Source organism: Alphaproteobacteria bacterium (assembly GCA_030740435.1).
Taxonomy (GTDB): Bacteria; Pseudomonadota; Alphaproteobacteria; order UBA2966; family UBA2966.
On record JASLXG010000044.1, the window covers coordinates 1 to 15,244 of the forward strand.

At 64.9% G+C, this 15,244-nt stretch carries 14 protein-coding genes and 1 pseudogene; 13 read left to right on the top strand and 2 right to left on the bottom strand.

Annotation, left to right across the window (positions count from 1 at the left end; translation table 11 throughout):
* Positions 1-263: 263 nt before the first annotated feature.
* The 7 genes and pseudogenes from QGG75_05340 to QGG75_05370 all read left to right on the top strand — a co-directional run bounded on the left by QGG75_05340 (position 264) and on the right by QGG75_05370 (position 6,197).
* Positions 264-503, top strand: coding sequence for a hypothetical protein (locus QGG75_05340; GenBank protein ID MDP6066666.1), 240 nt, complete (start codon positions 264-266; stop codon positions 501-503).
* 118 nt (positions 504-621) lie between these two features.
* On the top strand, positions 622-786 hold the full coding sequence (locus QGG75_05345; protein MDP6066667.1) for a hypothetical protein: 165 nt from the start codon (positions 622-624) through the stop codon (positions 784-786).
* A gap of 35 nt (positions 787-821) precedes the next feature.
* Entirely contained in the window at positions 822-1,763 is a 942-nt protein-coding gene (locus QGG75_05350; protein ID MDP6066668.1) for a nitronate monooxygenase family protein, read from the top strand.
* Positions 1,760-3,364, top strand: a complete 1,605-nt coding sequence (locus QGG75_05355; protein ID MDP6066669.1) for an AMP-binding protein — start codon at positions 1,760-1,762, stop codon at positions 3,362-3,364. Before QGG75_05350 ends, QGG75_05355 begins: the two co-directional genes overlap by 4 nt.
* Before the next feature lie 192 nt (positions 3,365-3,556).
* Complete coding sequence (locus tag QGG75_05360; protein MDP6066670.1) at positions 3,557-3,763, top strand: AbrB/MazE/SpoVT family DNA-binding domain-containing protein; 207 nt, start codon at positions 3,557-3,559, stop codon at positions 3,761-3,763.
* Positions 3,724-4,440, top strand: a pseudogene (locus tag QGG75_05365) (DUF4143 domain-containing protein). Before QGG75_05360 ends, QGG75_05365 begins: the two are co-directional and overlap by 40 nt.
* A complete protein-coding gene (locus QGG75_05370) occupies positions 4,437-6,197 on the top strand; it encodes an SWIM zinc finger family protein (GenBank protein ID MDP6066671.1) in 1,761 nt (586 codons plus the stop codon). Before QGG75_05365 ends, QGG75_05370 begins: the two are co-directional and overlap by 4 nt.
* Positions 6,198-6,245: 48 nt before the next feature.
* On the opposite strand, the gene QGG75_05375 is transcribed toward QGG75_05370, so the two are convergent.
* A complete protein-coding gene (locus QGG75_05375) occupies positions 6,246-7,289 on the bottom strand; it encodes a phosphotransferase family protein (GenBank protein ID MDP6066672.1) in 1,044 nt (347 codons plus the stop codon).
* 89 nt (positions 7,290-7,378) lie between these two features.
* Positions 7,379-7,966: an XRE family transcriptional regulator gene (locus QGG75_05380; protein MDP6066673.1), complete on the bottom strand. Its 588-nt coding sequence runs from the start codon at positions 7,964-7,966 to the stop codon at positions 7,379-7,381.
* A gap of 158 nt (positions 7,967-8,124) precedes the next feature.
* Between QGG75_05380 and QGG75_05385 the strand changes: the two genes are divergently transcribed.
* Genes QGG75_05385 through QGG75_05410 form a run of 6 tightly spaced genes read left to right on the top strand, consistent with a single transcriptional unit; the run spans position 8,125 to position 15,020 of the window.
* The gene (locus tag QGG75_05385; GenBank protein MDP6066674.1) at positions 8,125-9,252 is read left to right on the top strand and encodes an FAD-binding oxidoreductase; all 1,128 of its coding nucleotides are present in this window, start codon (positions 8,125-8,127) and stop codon (positions 9,250-9,252) included.
* Positions 9,253-9,266: 14 nt separating this feature from the next.
* A complete protein-coding gene (locus QGG75_05390; protein ID MDP6066675.1) occupies positions 9,267-10,679 on the top strand; it encodes an amidase in 1,413 nt (470 codons plus the stop codon).
* 27 nt (positions 10,680-10,706) lie between these two features.
* A complete protein-coding gene (locus QGG75_05395; protein MDP6066676.1) occupies positions 10,707-11,993 on the top strand; it encodes a TRAP transporter large permease in 1,287 nt (428 codons plus the stop codon).
* A 27-nt stretch (positions 11,994-12,020) separates the two neighbouring features.
* The gene (locus QGG75_05400) at positions 12,021-12,998 is read left to right on the top strand and encodes a TRAP transporter substrate-binding protein (GenBank protein MDP6066677.1); all 978 of its coding nucleotides are present in this window, start codon (positions 12,021-12,023) and stop codon (positions 12,996-12,998) included.
* A 6-nt stretch (positions 12,999-13,004) separates the two neighbouring features.
* Positions 13,005-13,544 carry a TRAP transporter small permease subunit gene (locus tag QGG75_05405; GenBank protein ID MDP6066678.1) on the top strand — a complete coding sequence of 180 codons (540 nt, stop codon included), beginning with the start codon at positions 13,005-13,007 and terminating at the stop codon, positions 13,542-13,544.
* A 15-nt stretch (positions 13,545-13,559) separates the two neighbouring features.
* Positions 13,560-15,020 carry a M81 family metallopeptidase gene (locus tag QGG75_05410; protein ID MDP6066679.1) on the top strand — a complete coding sequence of 487 codons (1,461 nt, stop codon included), beginning with the start codon at positions 13,560-13,562 and terminating at the stop codon, positions 15,018-15,020.
* Positions 15,021-15,244 lie beyond the last annotated feature (224 nt).

A 15,244-nucleotide genomic window follows, 5' to 3' on the forward strand; every position in this document is an offset into this window, starting at 1 on the left:
ATTGTCTGCCGCCGTCACACCACGATCCGTGACCTTGCCCGGCAGGTGCGGCGAAATCTTTTCCCAAACCTCGTCCCCGATGACCAAACGATCCATGTTCATCCAAGCCTCCTGACAAAAGAAAGCTTGAATCACTTTTTGACGCTCTTGGGAATCCCTTAAATGTCAACGGGCCCTAGAACAGGGCAACGAAATAACACAGTTCCGGGGCCCGGCGGTGATCAAGCTGCCAGCCATACAAACCCACCAGCAGGAGAAAACACATGAGTGACCAAAGTTCAGCAGGCGTCGATCAAGGTGGCAAGTCCGGTGGCGATGCGGCCGCCCGCGGCAGTGCCGGAGCAAGCTCCGGGGCCTATGCCGGGACCTCGCAGTGGGGCGCCAGTGGCGCCGAGGCCGACACCCATTCGCATTCCGGCGCCAGTGCCGGCGCTGGCGGGTATGCCGCTGGTGGCGACGTGACGGATCAGACCTCGATCGGTTCGATCAACGTCAGCTCGTAGCCTTTCGAGCAAGCGAATACGGCACCTTCGCGGTGCCATCAGGACCCCGCCCTCGTGGCGGGGTCTTTTTTTGTGTTATTTTTTGCCGGGCGAGCGGAGAGGCGGCAGGGAGAACAACGTGCCCGGCTTCAGCCGACGACGGCGGCCACGTCCCTACAGCGAACTGACACCACCGGTGAATCCCTGGTGGTCGAAGCTGCTTGGCTATGGCGTGACGCTGCTCATAGCAGCGGTCCTGGTCGCCTTTTTGGTTTTCGGCGGCTGGGTCACCTGGCACAGTTAGGGGAACCGGAATCAGTTCACAATCCAGAGGAATCCATGCCCCTACCCCCCCAACTTGAAGGCAAGCTGGCACTGCCGGCCATCGCCGCGCCCATGTTCCTGGTGTCCTGGCCCGAACTGGTGATCGAAAGCTGCAAGGCCGGCGTGCTCGGCACCTTTCCCTCGCTCAACGCCCGCTCGCCCGAAGAGCTCGAACAGTGGCTAAACCGCATCGAAGGTGAACTGGCCGGTTATGCCGAGGCCAACCCCGAGGCCATCGTGGCGCCCTACGGTGTCAACATCATGGCGCACCGCACCAACCCCCGGGCCGAGCCCGATCTCGAGGTGCTGGCCAGCCACAAGACCCCGGTCATCGTCACCTCCGTCGGCAACCCGCGCATCTACGTCGAGACGGCACATGCTTACGGCGGCATCGTGCTGCATGACGTCACCACCATCGAATGGGCGCGGAAGGCCGCCGACCTCGGCGTCGACGGCCTGATCCCCGTCTGCGGCGGCGCCGGCGGCCACGCCGGCACCATGAACCCCTTTGCCATGGTGCCGCAGCTGCGCGAATTTTTCGACGGCACCATCGCCCTGGCCGGCTGCATCTCCGACGGCCGCGGCATCCGCGCGGCCCAGGTGCTGGGGGCTGATCTGGCCTACATCGGCACGCGCTTCGTGGCCACCCGCGAATCGGTGGCGTCGGAGGACTACAAGCAGGGCCTGATCGACTATGGCCCCCGCGACCTGATCTATACGCCGGCCTTTTCCGGCATCCCGGCCAACATGCTGCGCCCCAGCATCGAGCGCTACGGCCTCGATCCCGAGGCGCTGCCGGAAAAGGGCAAGATAGATCTCGGCACCGAGTTCATCGACGAGGGCAAGGTCTGGGCCGACATCTGGACGGCCGGGCAGGGCCTGGGCTCGATCCACGACGCGCCGCCGGTGGCCGAGCTGATCGCCCGCATGAAAGACGAGTACGCGGCCGCCGCATGAGCGCAGCGCCGACCATCGCCAATTTGCTTGCGGCTCAACCGCCCGAGGCCACGGCGATTTGGGACCGTGGCCGGGAGCTGAGCTTTGGCGAGCTCGAGGAACTCGGGCGGCGGGTGGCGACGGGGCTTGAGGCACTTGGTCTCGAACCCGGCGACCGCCTGGCGCTGTGGCTGCCCAACGTGCCGGCCTGGCTGGTGCTGTTCCTGGCCTGCGCCCGGCTCGGCGTCATCGTGGTCTCGGTCAACACCCGTTTCCGCAGCGTCGAGGTGGCCGATATCGTGGCCCGCTCGGGCGCCCGCGTGCTGGTGCTGTGGCCGGGTTTCAAGGACATCGATTTCGTCGCCATGCTGGGCGAGATCGGCGAGCGGCTGGGGGCCGTGGAAGCCATGGTGCTCTACGACGAGGCGGAGGGGATCGAGCCCGAGGTAGGCGCCCGCCTGGAGGCCATCTCGGGGCAACGAACGTTGCTGCGCTACCACGACCTGGAAGCGAACCCGCCCTACGAGGGCGATGCCGAGCCCGACGCCGGCTGTGCCATCTTCACCACCTCGGGCACCACCCGGGCGCCCAAGTTCGTGCTGCACAGCCAACGCGGCGTAGTCGGGCATTCGCGCGTTGTGGCCGGCAGCGTGGGTTATACGGCGCCCGACGCCAAGACGTTGATGGCTCTTCCCCTTTGCGGCGTCTTCGGCTTCAGTCTGGCCATGACCACCATGGCGGCCGGGCGTCCCATCGTGCTGATGACGGTGTTCGATGCCAAGCAGGCGGGCGAGATGGTGCACCAGCACGCCATCACCCACATGTACGGATCGGATGATCTATTCCATCAGATCCTGATGGCGGCGCCGGGGCAGTCGTTCGCCTCGCTCAGGCTGTGCGGATTCGCGTCTTTCAATGCCGCGCTGACCGACTTCGTGGCCGAGGCAGACCGCCAGGAGATGAACTGCGCCGGCGTCTACGGCTCCAGCGAGCTCCAGGCCCTGATCACCTGCCAGCCCCTCGACGGCCCGGCCGAGCATCGCGCCCAGGGTGGCGGTTACGTGCTCGATGCCGAGACCGAGGTGCGGGTTTGCGATTCCGAAAGCGGCGCGCCCGTGACGGCAGGCGAGGTCGGCGAGCTCCTGTTCAAGGGCATCGCCGTCTTCAAGGAGTATTTTGCTGATGCCGAGGCCAACGCAGCGGCTTTCACTGACGACGGCTTCTTCCGCACCGGCGATCTCGGGCGGCTGGAGCCCGACGGCCGGGTGATCTTCCTCTCGCGCATCGGCGACGTGCTGCGCCTCGGCGGCTTTCTCACCAGCCCGGCCGAAATCGAGGGCCACGTGGAGAGCCACTCCAGCGTCGGCGAATGCAAGGTCGTCGGCATCTCGACGCCGGCCGGCAACCGCGCCGTGGCCTTCGTCATACCCGAGGCGGGTGCAGGCGCCGACATCGACGAAGTGGCGCTGACCGCGCATTGTCACGCCGGCATCGCCAAGTTCAAGGTGCCGGTGCGCTTCTTCGCGGTCGCCGAGTTCCCCTATTCCGTCAGCCCCAACGGCCTCAAGCTGCGCCGCGGCGAGCTCAGGGACATGGCGCTGGGGTGCATGGGGTTGGATTGAGCCCTGCGCTATGGGAAACGCCAATAACGATTTCTTGATTTCGGGTGGTCGCTAATAACGAATCTTTTCTTTGCCAGGCGGCGGGGTGACAAAGCGTCCCGACAAAGGGTCCTTGTCCCCGAAACTCTCGACATTGAGACAGGCGTTGAAAGGATGTAAGCATTTCTTACTTCCCGACAAGCTGAGAATCCCATGCTCGCGAAGCTGACATCCAAGAACCAACTCACGCTGCCCAAGGCCGTGCTGTCATCGTGCCAGGGGGCAGAGTATTTCGAGGTGAGCGAAGAGAACGGGCGCATCGTTCTGGTGCCGGTGCGTCTCACCCGCGCCAACGCCGTGCGTGCCAAGCTGGCCGAATTGGGTTTCCCGACAGCTTTCTTGCCCCCGACGACGCGCTGAGCCTGCAATGGCGGCGAAACTTCATCCGCACCTATCTCGAGCGCGACATCCCGCAATTGGGCCCACGTATCGCGGCCGAAACGCTGCGCCGGTTCTGGACCATGCTGGCCCACGGCCAGGGCGGCTTGCTGAACGCCTCGAACCTGGCCCGCGGTCTCGGCGTGGACGGCAAGACGGTGGCTTCCTACCTCGACCTTCTCGTCGATCTGCTGCTGGTTCGCCGTTTGCCGCCCTGGCACCGGAACGTCGGCAAGCGCCTGGTCAAATCGCCCAAGGTCTACGTGCGTGATAGCGGCGTCGTGCATGCGCTACTCGGACTGGCGGGCAAGGAAGAGGTGCTTGGCCATCCCGTCGTTGGCCCGAGTTGGGAGGGGTTCGTGATCGAGAACCTGGTCTTGGCGGCACCCGAAGGGACGGAGGCCAATTTCTATCGCACCGCCGCCGGCGCCGAAATCGACTTGCTCCTCTCTTTTCCGGGAGGCTCGACCTGGGCCGTCGAGATCAAGCGCAGCCTGGTGGCCAAACCCTCCAAGGGTTTCTGGTTCGCCTGCGACGACCTCGCCCCTGCTGCCCGTTTCGTGGTCTATCCGGGGGACGAGCGCTATGCGGTCAAGGAAGGCGTCGAAGCGATATCTCTTGCGGACCTGATGGCCTTGCTTCGGGAGGCCGCGGGTTGACGGAGGGGGCGAAAAGGCTGTCCGCGCTTTTGACCCGCGATGTCCTCGAGGCGTTCGCCTGGGGGCATTCATTCGAACGCGGCCAGGACTACGCCGAGGCCGGTCTCGTGCGCAATCTGCGGGCCACGGAAACCGGAATCATGGCGAAAGTCACTGGTACCCATACCTATCGGGTGAAGCTAACCGCCGAGGACGGGGAGATCGATCACGATTGCACCTGCCCGGTGGGAATGGACGGCCTCTTTTGCAAGCACTGCGTGGCGGTCGGACTGACTTGGTTGGCAGGGCACGGGGCGGCGGCGGAGGGAGCCGAACAAGAACCGGGCGGCGGCGATCTGCGAAGCTATCTCCGGGAACTCGATAAGGAAGAGTTGATCTCACTGCTTCTCGAACGGGCCGAGGAGGACGATCGCCTGTATCGCCGGTTGGAGACCAAGAGCGCGCGGGCGACGAAGGCCGGGCCGGACTTGGCGGTTTATCGTGGCGCCTTCGATGATGCCCTGGATACGGGCGGTTTCGTCGCTTATGGGGAAATGTACGACTACAGCTCGGGCCTTGAGGAGGTGGTCGATTCGGTTGCCGATCTGCTGGCCGACGGGCTGGCGCCAGCGGCGATGGAGCTCGCCGAATACGGCCTGGACGGGGTGGAACAGGCGATGGAATACCTGGACGATTCGGACGGCTGGATGGGCGGCCTGCTGGAGCGCTTGCAGGATCTTCATCTTGAGGCCTGCACCGAGGCCCGTCCCGACCCCGTCGAACTGGCAGGACGGTTGTTCGAGGCGCAACTGGAGAGCGGTTTCGGCGTTTTCCATAGGGCGGCGGAAAGCTACAAGGATGTACTCGGAGCATCAGGCCTGGCCGAATATCGCAGGCTGGTGGAAGCCGAGTGGGTGAAAGTTCCGTCCCTTGGCCCAGATGAAGAAGACGAAGACTATTATGGCAGCCGTCTTAGCATCACTTCGCTGATGGGGTCGCTGGCTCGGGTGGACGGCGATCTCGACGAGTTGGTCGCCGTCAAGTCCAGGGACCTGTCCGGGCCACATGGCTTTCAGGAAATCGCCCTGGTCTATCAGGACTCGGGACATCCGGATCAGGCCCTCGACTGGGCGGAACGCGGCCTGCGGGCCTTTCCCGGGCACTGGGGAACGAGCCCCCTGCGCGAACTCGTCGCCGAGACCTACCATGAACAGGGCCGCCATGACGAAGCCATGGCCCTGGCCTGGGAGGCCTTCGCGGAAAATTCCGCCCTTGCCATGTACAGGATGCTCGAAAAGCACGCCGGCAAGGCCAGTTCCTGGCGGCCCCATTGGCGGGACAAAGCCTTGGCCCATATCCGGACAGGCCTCGACGAAGAACCGCCAGCGCCATCCGGGAAACACACTATTTGGCGCCTTCTTCCGGCCGACGGAACAGTTCTGGTAGAAATTTTCCTATACGAAGAAGACGTCGCCACGGCCTGGCGTGAGGCCCAGTCCCGCGGCTGCGCCAGTCGCCTGTGGCTGGAACTGGCTGGGCGCCGGGAAAAAACCCATCCTGCCGACGCCATTGCCATCTACCGGAAACACGTCGACGACCTTTTGCGCCAGACCGGAAATCCGGTGTACGAGCAGGCTGTGAATTATCTCGACAAGATCAGAAATCTCCACCAGGGCGCAGACGGAAAGGCAGCGTTTCAAGCCTATTTGCAGGATTTGCGAAACACCCAGAAAAGAAAGCGCAACCTCATGAAAATGCTGGACGGCAAGGGTTGGTGAGTCCGTGGATAAGCAGCTCTGTCCCCGAAACTCCTGACCCGAAATTCCCTAGCGCAACGGCGCCAGCGCCTTTGACGAAAGTTCCAGCGACAACCCGATACGCCTGCGCAGCGTGTCGAGATCGGCGCCTTCGCTGCTTTTCTTGCCGGCCCGGTAGCGGGCATAGACGCCGTGGACGATGCAGGCGGTGCGCCACCAGTTGTAGCCGAGGTAGTAATCGAGCAGCGAGACGTCGCGGCCCGATCTTTCGGCGTAACGCGCCACCAGCTCGGCGCGGCTGGGGAACCCGGGCAAGGCCGTGGCCGCGCCCTCGCGGCCTTCGCCGGGCTCGGCCCACTGGTTGAGGGCGTAGGCCAAGTCGGCCAGAGGATCGCCCAGCGTCGAGATCTCCCAGTCGACCACGGCGGCGATCGTGGAATCGGCGCCGATCAGGCAGTTGTGTACACCATAGTCGCCGTGGACGACGCGGGCCGGGCCCTGTTCCGGGATGTTCTGGCTTAGGAATTCCTGCAGCTCGTGGGCCCGGGGGTCGTCGTATTCGGCGTCGTCGACGGAAGATGTCCAGGAGCGGTACCAGGTGCGTAACTGGCGCCCGACATAGTCCTCCTTCTTGCCCAGATCGCCAAGCCCGATCCCGTCAGGGTCGAGGGCGTGCAACTCGACCAGCACGTCGACGAAGGACCAGGCCAAGGTGGTTCGGCGATCCTCGGGCACCCAGGCCTCGGTGACCTCTGAATCGTAGAGCGCCCGGCCGTCAACCAGCCCCATGACGTAGAAATGGGCACCGGTGACGTGCGCGCTTTGGCAAAAGGCAATGGCCGGCGCCACCGGCACCGGTGTCGGTCCCAGCGCCGATATCAGGGCCCACTCGCGGCTCATGTCATGGGCCTTGGGCAGCAACTCGCCCCGCGGCGGCCGGCGGATGACGGCGGCCCGGCCCTGGCCGTCGTCGAGGCGGTAGGTGAGGTTTGAATGCCCACCTTGTAGGCGGGTCCAAACGAAGGGTGGCGTCAGGCCCGGAACATTGTCGGAAATCCAGGCTTCGACGGTGGCGACGTCATAGCCTTCGGGTTCTGTTTCCTGTGGATCCATTGGTGAGTGGCCCTTTGCCGGAAACGCATAGTACCCGCTTGCGCAGTCCATGTAGCGCTCAAAAGCCAAATGCCGCTCTCGGAAATTTTCTAGCCGCCTCCACCCGGCTGCCAGCATACCACCACAATCGTCGCGTCCTCCGCCCCCGCCGAGACATAGGCGTGCTTCATGGCGCTGTCGAAGTAGATCGAATCATGGGGCCGCAAGAGGATCGGCTCGCGGTCCTCGAGGTGAACGCTGAGCTCGCCCGTCAGCACGAAAACGAACTCCTCGCCGGGATGTTTGACGATGTCGCTGAACTGGCGCACGTCGTGGGCCTTGATGCGGCCCAGCATGGGCACCATGCGCTTGCCCCGGAGCTCGGTACACAGCATGTCGTAGACGTATTCGGCGGTCTCGTGGTGCTCGGCCTGGCCGGCCCGGGTAACCGTTACGCCGCCCTTGTCGAAGCCCTGTTCGGGAGCGCCGAAGAGATCGCCGACGTCGACGCCCAGGCCGTGGGCGAGTTGCATGAACTTGTCGTAGGCCAGCAACATGCGGCCGCGCTCGACCTTGGATATGGTCGATAACGCCAGACCCGAACGGCCGGCCAGTTGGGCCAGGGTCCAGCCGCGCTGTTGGCGCAGCGCCCGCAGCCGTTCGCCCAGCGTTACGCGATCGAGGGAAGTTTCGGGCATGGTTTCACCACCATAATCAATTTTCCGATCGGAAAATAGATCTTTTTCCGATCGGAAAAATGTGTTTTGATGGGATCACCAGAGGCGCCCCGGCAGAGGGCGCCCGGGCCACAAGGAGAGCCAGTGGGAGGGTCGCTTGGCTGCGGATAGGTAGTGGGGTGGGTGACCCCGACTTCGACTTCATCGTTATCGGTGCCGGTATCGCCGGGGCTTCGGCGGGCCATTTCCTGGCTGCCGAGGGCCGCGTGCTGGTGCTGGAGATGGAGGACCAGCCGGGCTACCACAGCACCGGGCGTTCGGCGGCGTTGTTTACCGAGATCTACGGCAGCGACACCATCCGGGCCTTGGCGGCCGGCAGCCGGGCGTTTTTCGAAAACCCGCCGGCCGGCTTTGCCGACGCCCCTTTGCTGACGCCGCGCGGCGGGCTGTTTGTCGGCCGCGCCGAGCAGGCGGCGGAGTTGGCCGCGACGGCCGAGGGGGCGGCGGAGCGGGCCGAGAGTATCCGGCAACTGGAGGCGGCCGAGACGCAAGCCCTGGTGCCGGCGTTGCGCCCGGACTACGCCGCCGGGGCGGTGCTGGAGCCCGGCGCCCGGGATGTCGACGTGCATGCCCTGCACCAGGGATATCTCCGCGGTCTGCGCCAACAGGGCGGCGAAGTGGTATGCCGGGCCGAGGTCACCGGGCTGAGCCACGACGGCGGCTGGAGCGTGGCCACCCGGGCCGGCGAATTCCAGGGGCGTGTCGTGGTCAATGCCGCCGGGGCCTGGTGCGACCGGGTCGCGGCCTTGGCCGGTGCCGCTTCGGTCGGGCTGGTGCCCAAGCGGCGCACGGTGATCCTGGTCGATCCCCCGGCCGGGATGGCGGTCGAGGACTGGCCTTTTTGCGCCGCCGTCGATGAGGATTTCTACTTCCGGCCTGATGCCGGGCGCCTGATCGTCTCGCCGGCCGACGAGACCCCGGTCGAGCCCTGCGACGTGCAGCCCGAGGAGCTCGACATGGCCATTGCCGTCGACCGCTTCCAGAGCGCCACCACCTTGTCGGTCGGCCGCATCGAGCGGTCCTGGGCGGGCTTGCGTTCGTTCGTCGCCGACAACACGCCGGTGGTCGGCTTCGACCGCCAGGTGGCGGATTTTTTCTGGCTGGCGGGGCAGGGGGGTTATGGCATCAAGACCTCGCCCGCCATGGGTCGGCTGGCGGCGGCCCTGGCGCTGGGTCGCGATGTGCCGCATGATCTCCAGGCGCTGGGTGTGGCTGCCGAGGATCTCTCGCCGGCCCGACTGAGATAGGGAAAGGCCAAGCCATGGGCGATGATCTTTGTTACCTGGACGCCACGGAAATTCTCTCCCGCTATGCCGACAAGAGCCTGTCGCCGGTGGAGATGACCGAGGCCGTGCTGGACCGCATCGAGGTCCTCAACCCCGAACTCAATTGTTTCTGCGTCGTCGATGCCGAGCGCGCCCTGGCCCAGGCCCTAGAATCCGAGGCGCGCTGGGCTCGTGGCGCCCCCCAGGGGCTGGTCGATGGCATTCCGGTTTCGATAAAGGACCTGGTGCTGGCCAAGGGCTGGCCCACGCTCAAGGGCTCGCGCACCATCGATCCCGACCAGGCCTGGGACGAGGACGGCCCAGCCACGGCGCGGCTGCGCGAACACGGCGCCGTCATCCTGGGCAAGACCACGACGCCCGAGTTCGGCTGGAAGGGCGCCACCGACAGCCCGCTGGCGGGCATCACGCGCAATCCCTGGAACCCGGCCAAGACGCCGGGCGGCTCGTCGGGCGGCGCCGGGGCGGCGGTGGCGGCGGGCCTCGGGCCCTTGGCCGTGGGCTCGGACGGCGGCGGCTCGATCCGGCTGCCCTCCCACCTCACTGGCCTTTTTGGCATCAAGGCGAGCTTCGGCGTGGTGCCGGCCTACCCCGGCCAGCCGGCGCCGTTGCGCACCTTCAGCCATGTCGGCCCCATGGCCCGTTCGGTGGACGACGCCACGCTCATGCTGGCCGTGCTCAGCGAGCCCGACCACCGCGACTGGCTGGCGCTGCGCGACGGTCCGCGCGACTACCGCGGCGTGCTCGACGATGGCGTCAAGGGCCTGCGCATCGCCTACAGCGCCGATTTCGGCTACGCCCCGGTCAATGCCGAAGTGGCGGAACTGGTGGCCGCCGCGGCCCGCACCTTCGAGGAACTGGGCGCCCACGTCGAAGCCCGTGATCCCGGCTTCGTGGATCCATTCGAAATCTGGATGACCCACTTCCACGCCGCCGCCCCGGTGCTGCTGGATCTGATGACCGAGGAGCAGGCGGAGCTCCTGGAACCCGAACTGAAGAAACGCTGGACCCGCGAGGCGCCGCCCTCGCTGACCGAGTTCTTCGCGGCCGTGGCGGCGCGCGAGGATCTGGGCCGGCACATGGCCGAATTCCACCAGGAATATGACCTGCTGCTTGCCCCGGTGGCCTCCTCGGCGGCCTTCGACGTCGGGCTCTTGGGACCCGACGAATTCGAGGGCGATCCCCATTCCAGCTGGATCCGCTTCACGCCGCCCTTCAACCTGACCCACCAGCCGGCCGCATCGGTGCCCTGTGGCTTTACCTCGGACGGCCTGCCGGTGGGCCTGCACATCATCGGGCCGATGCACCGCGACGATCTCGTGCTGCGGGCCTCGAAGGCCTATGAAAACGCCAGGCCGACCTGGGACCGGCGTCCCGAATTGAAAGGCTAGGGAGCGGAGCGTGGGGGGAAATACCTGATGGGCTGGATCGTCGTCGCCGCGGGCGTCGTGTTCCTGTTTGCCGGAACGGCCTTGGCCTACGTCATCGGCGCCGCCTCGGTGCTGACCTACATCGTCAACGGCAAGGCTGCCTATCTGGCCATCATTCCCCAGCGCATCTTCGCCCAGGTCGACGTCTTCGCCTTCATGGCCATGCCGCTCTTCATCCTGACCGGCGACATCATGAACCGGGCCGGCCTGACACGGGTGCTGATCGAGTTCTCCATGGCGCTGGTGGGCCGCTTCAAGGGCGGACTGGGTCACGTCAACATCATGACCAGCGTCTTCTTCGCCGGCATCTCGGGCTCGGCGGTGGCGGATTCGGCGGCGCTTTCCAATACGCTCGTGCCGGCCATGCGCGAGCAGGGCTACACCAACCTCTATGCCAGCGTCATCACCGCCGCCTCCTCGATCATCGGTCCCATCATTCCGCCCAGCATTATTCTGATTATCTACGGCGCCCTGATGCAGACCTCGATCGCGGCGCTTTTCATCGCCGGTATCGTGCCGGGGCTGCTGCTGGCTTTCGCGCTTTTCATCATCAACACCATTTATGCCTACAAGGACGACCACCCCGGCGGCCGGCCCGAGGACATCCCGCCCTTCTGGCCGGCCTTCCGCCGGGCTGCGCCGGCGCTTTTGCTGCCCATCATCATCGTCGGCGGCATCATCGTCGGCGTCGTCACGCCCACCGAGGCGGCGACGCTGGCCGTCATCACGGCGACCTTGGTGGGCCTCTATTACGGCGAGGTGACGTGGGCCAAGCTCTGGGACTCCTTCCAGCACACCGCCATCCTGACCGGCGCCATCTTCATCATCCTCAGCGCCATCGCCTGTCTGGGCTACATCGCCGGGCTGCTGCAATGGCCGCAATTGCTCAGCGAACTGGTGGTCGGTGCCGGGCTCTCCGGTCTCGAATACCTCTTCGTCTTGAACGTGATTTTTTTGTTTGCCGGCATGATCATGGACATTCCCGTGGCCCTGACGTTGCTGGTGCCGCTGTTGGCGCCGATTGCCCTGGCCCAGGGGGTGAACCCGACGCACTTGGGCATCGTGCTTTGTTTCAACCTCTGTATCGGCCTGATCACGCCGCCGCTCGGCGGCTGCCTGATCATCGTCTCGACGGTGACGGGCGAGAGCTATTGGCGCATGGCGCGCGCCATCATACCGTTCGCGCTGGTCGAAATGGCCGTGCTCATCATCCTGGTTCTGTTTCCCGAGTTGAGTTTGTTTTTGCCGCGCTTGGCAGGCCTTGCGGTAGGCTAAGCAGAAATACCTGAAGGGAGGATATCGATGAAAAAGCTAACACTCAGTATGGTCGCCGCGGCGGTCCTGGCGTTTTCCGCCACGGCCCAGGCGGAGATCAAGATCGCCCTGGATTCACCGCCGGACCTGAACAAATCCGGCACCTACGTTTGGGCCCACAACTTCACCGAGGCCCTGAAAAGAGCTGGTTTGGATGCCAAGGAATACGCCCGCAACTCGCTGGGCGAGGAGGCCGAGAGGTTGGACCAGGTCAGCCAGGGCCTGCTTGAGGTCTCGATGTCGGACGTCAAACAGGCGGGCAAGATCGACAAGATGATCTTCGGCATCTATCTGCCCTACCTGTTCGAGAACATCGCCCACGTCGACCGGGCCGCCGCCACCGGGCTGTTGGCCAAGATCAACACCAACCTGGCCAAGAACGGTGTGCGCATTCTGGCGCTCGTTTCGCTGGGTCCGGCGGCCGGAATTTTCAACACCAAGAAGGAAATCAAGACCGTTGGCGACATGGCCAGCCTGCGCATGCGGGCGCTCGATGAGCACCAGATCGCGCTGTACAAGACCTGGGGCACGACGGGCACCATCGTTTCCTGGTCGGAGGTGCCGAATGCGCTGCAGACCGGCGTGGCGGATGGCTATTTGAATCCCTCCTTCGTGCCCTTGATGTTCGGCCATACCGACTTCATCAAGTTCTTCACCAACGCCCAGCTCATTCCCTCGACCCGCCTGGCCCTGGTCTCCAACGATTGGTACAACGGTCTCTCGGCCGGCGACCGGGCCAAAGTCGACGGCGCCGCGGCCGAGGCCACCAAGATCAACCGTGCCTGGATCATCAAGCAGGAAGCGGTGATGCTCAAGGATGTCGCCAAGGCCGGCATCAAGGTGACCGAGCTGACCCCTGCGGCCCGGGCCGAATTCGTCAAGCGCTCGCGCCAGGTTTGGACCACGGGCGCGCTGGAGGCAGCCAAGGCCAAGCTCTGGGTCGAAGCCGCCGACAAGACACGGTAAGCGCCCATGCGCGGCGCCATCATCTGGTTGAGCGACGAGATCGACCGGTTTTGCCGGTTCAGCGCGGTGGCCTGTTTCGCCACCATGCTGGTGTTCGTCGCCATCCAGGTGGTGGGCCGCTACATTTTCAATGCACCACCGACGTGGACCGAGGAGCTGGCCCGCTTTTCCATGGTATGGGGCGGGCTCCTCGGTGCCACGGTTTCCTTCAAGGCGCGTTTCGATCCGGTGCTGATCAAGCCCAAGCCCAGCGAGGGGCCGGTCCTGAGCTGGGGCAAGACCACCGTGCGTACGGCCGCGGTGGTGATGCTTCTGGGGCCGGTCTTCTATTATTCCATCTTCGGCCCCGGCCTCAATCCGGCCCGCGGCTTCTTGGGCCGTTCGATCATGCGCACCGCCGATACACTCGGCTTTCCCATGATCTACGTCACCATCGCCGTGCCGGTCATGGCCGGCATCATCCTCTTTCATCTGCTGGCGCAACATGCCGGCGACGAACGCGAGCCCCAGGGTTTCGGCACCATCGACGAGCCCGATTCCCCCTAGCTTCGGGAAACCCTCATGAAAGTCTTCATCGCCTGTTTGGGCACCGAATCGAACACCTTCTCGCCCTTCCCCACGGGGCGCGAGACCTACGCCGAGACCATGCTCTTCCATGGCGATGCGACGCGGCAGGAGGGGTTCATTTTCTCCGAGCCCCTGCGCACCTGGCGCCGACTGGCCGAGGCCGGGGGCGCCCGTGTGGTGGAATCCATCGCCGCCTTCGCCCAGCCCGCCGGACCCACCGTGCAGGCCCTCTACGAGGAGTTCCGCGACGAGCTGCTGGGTGACCTGGAGGCCGCCATGCCCGTCGACATGGTGCTGATCAGCATGCACGGCGCCATGGTGGCCGATGATTGCGACGACTGCGAGGGCGATATCCTCACGCGCGCCCGGGCCATCGTCGGCGCCGGGGCGGCGCTGGGCTGCGAGCTCGATCTCCATTGCTCCATCACGCCCGAGATGCTGGCCGCCGCCGATGCCATCGTCACCTTCAAGGAATACCCCCACATCGACTTCAACGAACGCGCGGATGAGCTCTATCAAGTGCTGCTGGGCAAGGTCGAGGGCCGCACCCAGCCGACCACCGGCACCTGGGACGTGCGCATGATCAGCACCTGGCGCACACCCGTCGAGCCAATGAAGAGCTTCGTCTCCAGGATGCAGTCGCTGGAAGGGAAAGATGGCATTCTATCGGTTTCCTTCGCCCACGGCTTTCCCTGGGGCGACGTCGAGCACGTCACCTCGACCATGCTGGTGATCAGCGACGGCGACCAGGCCAAGGCCGAGGCCCTGGCCGAGGAACTGGGCCGCGAGGTCTTCGCCATGCGCCATCAGACCCATCCCCGATTGTCGAGCATGGCCGAGGCTTTCGATGCCGCCGTGGCGGCCAACCACTTCCCGGTGGTGCTGGCCGACGTGGCCGACAACGCCGGCGGCGGAGCACCCTCGGATTCCACCTTCGTGCTGCGCGAGGTCCTCGACCGCGGCCTCGACAATGTCGCCACCGGGCTTTACTGGGACCCGGTGACGGTGCGCTTTTGCAAGGAAGGCGGTGTCGGTGCCACCCTTGACCTGCGCATCGCCGGCAAGTGCGGCACCATGTCGGGCGATCCACTCGATTTACGTGTCACCGTCATGGGCATCATCGAAGGCGCCAACCAGAGCTTCGGCACCGCCACGGCCGAGATGGGCGACGCCGTCTGGCTGCGCTGTGAGCCCGAGATCGACCTCATCGTCACCAGCGTACGCACCCAGACCTTCCATCCCAACGCCTTCACCCAGTTCGGCCTCGATCTTGCGGCCAAGAAGATCGTCGTGGTGAAATCGTCGCAGCACTTCTATGCCGGCTTCGAACCCATCGCCGCCGAGGTCCACTACATTGGCGGTGAGGGCGCGCTCAATACCGATTTTGCTGCTATTCCCTACACCAAGCTCAAGACCCCGTTTTGGCCCAAGGTCGAGGATCCGTACACGGGGTAGGGCAGGCGCCGCCTTTTTTTGGTTTGTCATTCCCACGAAAGCGGGAACCCAGGTTTTGTGCCGTGTTTTGGTAGAAGCAAAAAAGTCCCCTGTTAAGAAGCCGTTTTGAGCATTGAGATCGGGGTTAGCGCGGCCCATATTGCGGCGATGATTTTGCACAAAAGTTTCCTCAACCACTTGAGGATGAGGCGGAAGTTGTAGCCGACGGCGGTCATGACGGCGTT